Annotated in this window: 5 protein-coding genes; all 5 read right to left on the bottom strand. The window is 57.9% G+C overall.

The features are described from left to right. Positions 1-207: 207 nt before the first annotated feature. Complete coding sequence (locus DXD77_RS07060; RefSeq protein WP_117564866.1) at positions 208-1,236, bottom strand: ABC transporter ATP-binding protein; 1,029 nt, start codon at positions 1,234-1,236, stop codon at positions 208-210. After that, positions 1,237-2,328: an ABC transporter ATP-binding protein gene (locus tag DXD77_RS07055; protein ID WP_117564867.1), complete on the bottom strand. Its 1,092-nt coding sequence runs from the start codon at positions 2,326-2,328 to the stop codon at positions 1,237-1,239. Between the two features lie 2 nt (positions 2,329-2,330). Then, positions 2,331-3,266 carry an ABC transporter permease gene (locus DXD77_RS07050; RefSeq protein ID WP_117584279.1) on the bottom strand — a complete coding sequence of 312 codons (936 nt, stop codon included), beginning with the start codon at positions 3,264-3,266 and terminating at the stop codon, positions 2,331-2,333. A gap of 14 nt (positions 3,267-3,280) precedes the next feature. After that, entirely contained in the window at positions 3,281-4,318 is a 1,038-nt protein-coding gene (locus DXD77_RS07045; protein ID WP_089572952.1) for an ABC transporter permease, read from the bottom strand. Between the two features lie 156 nt (positions 4,319-4,474). Then, on the bottom strand, positions 4,475-6,151 hold the full coding sequence (locus tag DXD77_RS07040) for an ABC transporter substrate-binding protein (protein WP_117648301.1): 1,677 nt from the start codon (positions 6,149-6,151) through the stop codon (positions 4,475-4,477). Between the last annotated feature and the right edge of the window lie 287 nt (positions 6,152-6,438).

Below are 6,438 nucleotides of genomic sequence, written 5' to 3'. Positions count from 1 at the left end.
ACTATCCCATTAGATTAAGTGAGCGATCACAGAATCGCCCCCCCCCCCCTGCCGAGTTACCGCAGGGCCTGCCCTGGTGTTACTTTTCAGAACATTCCGCAGGACGCAAGTAACCCCCGCCGCACAAAGTGCGCAGCGGGGGTTACTTGCATGTCCGAGGACGTTCTGAAAAGTAACACCAGGGCGGGCCCGGACGAAAACAACCGACTACAGGTCGATGTGCGATTCCTTGATCGGGAACGGCTCGGCGAAGTGACACGCGCAGCAGTGGCCCGGGGCAACTTCCTTAAACTCAGGAAGCTTCTCGGAGCAGATGCCCTGCGCGATCGGGCAGCGCGTGTGGAAACGGCAGCCGGTCGGTGGATCCAGCGGCGACGGCGGATCGCCGGCGAGGATGATGCGCTTGCGGGTCTTCTGAATATCCGGATCGGGAACCGGCACGGCAGATAGCAGCGACTGCGTGTACGGATGGTGAGGCTCGCTATAGAGCGTCTTCCAGTCCGAAACCTCGACCATCTTACCCAGATACATAACGGCAACGCGATCGGAGATGTGCTGCACGACGGACAGGTCGTGGGCAATGAAGAGATAGGCCGTACCGAACTTGTCCTGAAGTTCCTTGAGCAGGTTCAGAACCTGGGCCTGAATGGAAACATCCAGAGCGGAAACGGGCTCGTCGCAGATGATCAGCTTGGGCTTCAGAGCGAACGCACGGGCGATGCCGACACGCTGACGCTGACCGCCCGAGAACTCGTGCGGATAGCGGTTGATGTGCTCGGGGTTGAGGCCGACGACGTCCAGCAGCTCACGGACACGCTCAATGCGCTCCTCCTTGGTGCCCACGCCATGAATAGTCATGGGCTCGGAGACGATCTCGCCGATGGTCATACGAGGATTGAGCGAAGCATAGGGGTCCTGGAAGATGAACTGCATCTCACGACGCATGTCCTTGATCTCATGCTTGCTCATCTCGGCAACGTCTTTGCCCTGGAAGAACACCTTACCTGCCGTCGGCTTGGTCAGGCGCATGATGGTGCGGCCCGTGGTGGACTTACCGCAACCAGACTCGCCGACCAGGCCAAAGGTCTCGCCCGGATAAATCTCGAACGAAATGTCATTCACAGCAGAGACGACGCGCTTGGAAAAACGCTTGGCGAACATGCCGGACTCTGCGGGGAACTCCTTAGAAAGATGCTCGACCTTCAGCAGCGGAGTGCGCTCGTTATTGTCTGTCATTTACGCCTCGCCTCCCTTCTTGGAATCCTTGCGCGTGCGGGACGTCTCAGGGGCGTTCTTGAGGAACTCGGGGTCACCGGAATAATGGCACGCAGAATAGTGGCCGGACTCGGTGACAACGCGCTCGGGGCGCTGCTTGCGGCACTTGTCCGTCGCATAGGGGCAGCGAGGAGAGAAGACGCAGCCCTCGGGCAGGTTCATGAGCGAAGGCGGGTTGCCGTGAATCGGCGTCAGCGGCTTCTTCTCATCGATGGCCTGCTCCGGGATGGAGCGAATAAGACCCCAGGTGTAGGGATGGCGGCTCTCGTAGAAGATTTCCTCAGCAGTACCGAACTCGACGGGACGGCCGGCGTACATAACCATAATCTTATCGGCCATATCGGCGACGACGCCCAGGTCATGGGTAATCATAATAATGGCGTTGCCGTTCTTCTCCTGCATCTCCTGCATGAGCTCGATAATCTGAGCCTGAATGGTAACATCCAGAGCCGTCGTGGGCTCGTCGGCAATCAGGATATCGGGATCGCAGGCAAGAGCCATAGCGATCATGACGCGCTGACGCATACCGCCGGAGAACTGGTGCGGATACTCATTGACGCGCTTCTCGGGCTCGGGGATACCCACGAGGTCCAAAAGCTCGGTGGCGCGCTTGAGCGCCTCCTGCTTGGAGTAGCCACGGTGCAGACGAAGGCCCTCGCCCACCTGCTTGCCGATCTTATAGACCGGGTTCAAGGAGGTCATAGGATCCTGGAAGATCATCGCGATATCGTTACCGCGAATGTGCTGCATCTCTTCCTCGGTCATCTCGAGGATAGAACGACCGCGATAGCGAACGTCGCCGCCCTCAATCTTTCCCGGAGGCATCGAGATAAGACCCATGATGGTCATGGCGGTCACGGACTTACCGGAGCCGGACTCACCGACGACACCGAGGGTCTCGCCACGATCGAGCGTGTAGGAGACACCGTCGACAGCGCGAACAACGCCATCTTCGGTGTGGAAATACATCTTAAGGTCATCGACCTCGAGCAGATGCTGGCCCTCGGGAACCGGCTGGTCCTTCAGGTCCACATAGTTCTTGTTCTTCTTCATCCTTATGCGTCCTTCATCTTGACGTCGAGGGCGTCGCGCAAACCGTCACCCAGCAGGGTGAAGGCGAGCACCGTCGAGAGAATTGCCAGACCGGGCATGATCATCATCCAGGGAGCAGTCAGAAGATACTGCTGACCGTCCTGAATCATGGAGCCCCACGAAGGCGTAGGCGGAATAACGCCCATGCCGAGGAAGGACAGAGCGGACTCGGTCAGAATAGCGCCGCCGATGTTCATGGTCGCGTAGACCACGATGGAAGCAACGGAGTTCGGGAAGATATGGCGCATAACGATACGGGCATCGGATGCACCCATGGCACGGGCGGCGTCAACATAGTCGTTCTCTTTGACCGTGAGGATCGCGGATCTAAAGACGCGCGCAATCGAAGGCCAGCCGAGAATACCGATGGCGATAAAGACGTTCTGAAGGCCACGGCCGATAACGGCGATCATGGCGACGACGAACAGCACGTACGGGAACGCCAGGAAGATGTCCGCGCAGCGCATGATAATCGTATCCCAGATGCCGCCATAGAAACCGGCAAGGGCGCCCATGACCAGACCGATCACCGTGGAGATGGCGGTGGCCATAATACCGACGGAAAGCGAAACACGTGCACCGTAGATAACACGAACGAGAATGTCGCGGCCAAGGGCGTCGGTGCCAAACGGGTGCTCGGCACACGGAGCCAGCAGCGACGTCTCGGCCATGGTGGTCGAGTCGGAAGCCGTCGGCGAACCGAGCCAGGGCTTAGCCCACAGATCTGCGGTCAGGGCAACCAAAACGACGACGATGATCCAGCAGACACCGATAACGGCGAGCTTGTTCTTGCGAAGACGCTTAAAAGCGTCGCCCCACAGCGTGCGGGACTTGGCGGGAGCAGATGCGGCCTTGGTGGCGGTAGCCTGCTCCTGAGACTGAGAATCAGTTTCCTGCATGAGACGTACCTCCCTTAGGCCTTATCCGACGGACCGCCAAGGCGGATGCGCGGGTCGAGGAATGCATAGCTAATGTCGACGAGCAGGTTGATCACCATGACGACGACGACGATGAGCGTAACGCCGCCCATAACGATGGGCCAGTCACGCATGCTAATGGCGCGATAGACCTCATAGCCGATACCGGGCCAGTTAAAGACCGTTTCGGTCAGGATGGCACCCGAAAGCATGCCGCCAAAGTCGACACCAATATAGGTAACGACGGGGATGAGTGCATTCTTAAGCGCATGCTTGATGATGATCGCGCGATTGGAGAGACCCTTGGCCTTTGCCGTACGGATGTAATCTTGGTTCATGACGTCAAGCAGCTGCGAACGCATAATGCGGGCAGCATAAGCGGTCGAAACCGAAGCCAGCGTAATGGTCGGAAGCACATAGTGCATCCAATCCTGATACTGAGAGCTGGAACCGCCGGCACCCGAAATCGGCATGGAGAATGCGCCGCCGGTGAGGTCCTTAAGGATGACGCCGAAGAAAAGCTGCAGCAGCATGCCGAGCCAGAAGGCGGGAACGGCAACGAGGATCGACGTGGTCAGCGTTACCAAAATATCCCAGAAGGAATAACGCTTTACCGCCGAAATGATACCCGCACCGATACCCATGATCGCCTCGAGCACGATGGCGCACGCGGCGAGTTTGACCGTATACGGATACTTCTGGGCAAAGATTTCCGTAACCGGCAGCTTGCGCTGGTACGAATTACCCAGATCGCCATGAAGCAGACCGTTCATGTAATACAGATAACGGTCTACAAGCGACGTCTGAACGGGATCGCCGTTCTCGTCAAGGATCGCGTTACCGTCCTCGTCCGTCTGGACCAGGTGATAGCGTACGCGAAGCTGAAGCTCTACCTCGGGGGACAGAGCCTTGTCTCCACCGATCAGCTTGATCGGATCTCCCGGCACGATATTCTGGAGGGCGAACAGAATCAGCGTGACGCCCAAAAACACCGGGATGAACTGAAGCACACGTTTAACGATGTACTTACCCATACCACTCCCCTATCTAGGGATTAACCTAAATGGGATGCCGATCGCCAGACCGGCATCCCAAAATTACCATCAGCCAGTTTACCCCAGGTTAGGGGGAACTGTATGTTTCCCATGAGGTCTACGTAAATACTTGACCCTCACGGAAGCTGCAAACTCTTAGGCGAGCTCAGCGGTACCCAGATCGGCGTGCTTCTGCGGATCAACGTAGAGGTACTTGACGCGGTCGGAGCCAGCGATGGTGTGCGTGTAGAACATCACCGGGATGACCGGGCAGTCGGCGGCGACCATGGCGTCGGCCTCCTGCATCTTGGCGATACGCTCGTCGTCGTCAACCGTGGCACGGGCCTCGTCAACCTTGGCGTCAAAGTCGGGGTTGCTGTAACCGGAGCGGTTGTCGCCACCCAGGGAGTCGGAGTGGAACAGCGGATACAGGAAGTTGTCCATGATCGGGTAATCGGCGATCCAGCCCAGACGGCCGAACTGATAGTTGAAGTTCTGATACTGCTCGAGCAGGGCAGACCACTCAGGGGTATCGGAGACGGCGGTGACGCCCACCTTGGCGAGGTCGCCGATGATGGACTCCATGATCTCCTTGTGGCCGCCGTCCTGGTTGTAGGACAGGGTCACATTGATGCCACGATCGCCGTTAGCGCCAGCGGGAGCGACCTTGTCGAGGTACTCGTTAGCCTTGTCGACGTCGTAGGCGCAGAACTCCCATGCGCCCTCCTTGTAGCCGGCGATTCCCGGAGGAACGATGCCGTCAGCGGGGGTACGGGTGCCCTTGAAGATGGTCTTGCAGATGGCCTCACGGTTGATAGCCAGGGAGATGCCCCTACGCAGGTCAGCGTTGTTGAACGGCTCGGCCGTGGTGTTGCACGTCAGATAGTACGTGGAAGGCTCGGAACCGAGCAGCATGCGCGCACCATCACTCATGGTGTAGCCATCCTTGGACTCGCCGCGGTCCTTCTTGGCGGCGTCGATCTGAGCAACGGGAACGTCGCAGACATCAAGGTTACCGGCCTGGAACTCCTTGTAAGCGGTCTCCACGTCCTTGATGACCTGGAAGTGGATGGCGTCGATCTTGGCCTTGTCGCCATAATAATCGTCGAACTTCTTGAGGTTGATCTCCTGACCATCCTCCCACTTACCGTCCATCATGAACGGGCCGTTGCCGACCGGGGCAAGATAGAAGCTCTTGACATCGGTCTCGGCGCACTCGGGAACCGGGGACAGAGCCGGGTGAGAGGCGACGAAGGGGAAGTCGGCGTAGGCAGAAGTCAGCTTGACGACGAGGGTCTCGTCATCCGGGCAGGTGACACCGGTCAGCTCGGTAGCCTTACCGGCAACCAGATCGTCATAGCCCTCGACCATGGAAAGGTGATAGGAGACCTCGGAAGGACCATACTCGGTAGCGATGGCCGACTTGGTGTTGACCAGGCGCTCCCAACCGAGCTTGAAGGACTTGGAGGTAACGTCGTCACCGTTATGGAACTTGGCCTTCTTGATCTTGAAGGTGAACTCGGTGGCGTCGTCGTTAGCCTCAAAGGACTCGCAAGCCAGCGGAACGATCTCGCCCTTCTCGTTATCGTACTCCGTCAGAGCGTCGAAGAGCTGGTACTCGACCTGAGTGCCCTGATCCTCCTGGACGTTGTAGGGGTCGATGCAGACCGGGTTGTTGATGTAGAAGTTCAGCGTCGAACCGGACTCAGAACCGGAAGCGTCGCCGCCCTTCTTGCCGCATGCGGCAAGAAAAGCCATGGAGCTCGCAGCGAGGGTGCCGCCAACAAAGGCGCGACGACCCATAACGGGCTGGTGGAACATAGAATCAGCCATGCCATCCTCCTTATGAGATAGGACAAAGTGAATTCGGCCGGGCAACGTCGAGACAGCCCAATCGAACCATTCAAACGCGGTCCGCTGTTATGGCTGGTTATGCAATGCGGGCCAACGTTTTGCAATACAGTAGCGCATTTTATGCACAATTTGGCGCTGATTCCGGTTAACGGTCGAGAATTTCTTTAGTTGGGCGAAGTATGTGGGGATATTTTGGCTCTGTTACAAGTCTGTAAATCAGAACCACCCTTAAAAAGGGTGGTTTGCTCTTAGGGTATAACCCACGG

Source organism: Collinsella sp. TM09-10AT, from assembly GCF_003436275.1.
GTDB lineage: Bacteria > Actinomycetota > Coriobacteriia > Coriobacteriales > Coriobacteriaceae > Collinsella.
The sequence above is the reverse complement of the archived record's forward strand: the minus strand, read 5'-3'. Positions and strand labels throughout refer to the sequence as shown.

Bases quoted from the DNA above. Each gene is read 5' to 3' on its own strand.
- DXD77_RS07060 (WP_117564866.1), bottom strand. From the start codon at position 1,236: ATGACAGACAATAACGAGCGCACTCCGCTGCTGAAGGTCGAGCATCTT.
- DXD77_RS07055 (WP_117564867.1), bottom strand. From the start codon at position 2,328: ATGAAGAAGAACAAGAACTATGTGGACCTGAAGGACCAGCCGGTTCCC.
- DXD77_RS07050 (WP_117584279.1), bottom strand. From the start codon at position 3,266: ATGCAGGAAACTGATTCTCAGTCTCAGGAGCAGGCTACCGCCACCAAG.
- DXD77_RS07045 (WP_089572952.1), bottom strand. From the start codon at position 4,318: ATGGGTAAGTACATCGTTAAACGTGTGCTTCAGTTCATCCCGGTGTTT.
- DXD77_RS07040 (WP_117648301.1), bottom strand. From the start codon at position 6,151: ATGGCTGATTCTATGTTCCACCAGCCCGTTATGGGTCGTCGCGCCTTT.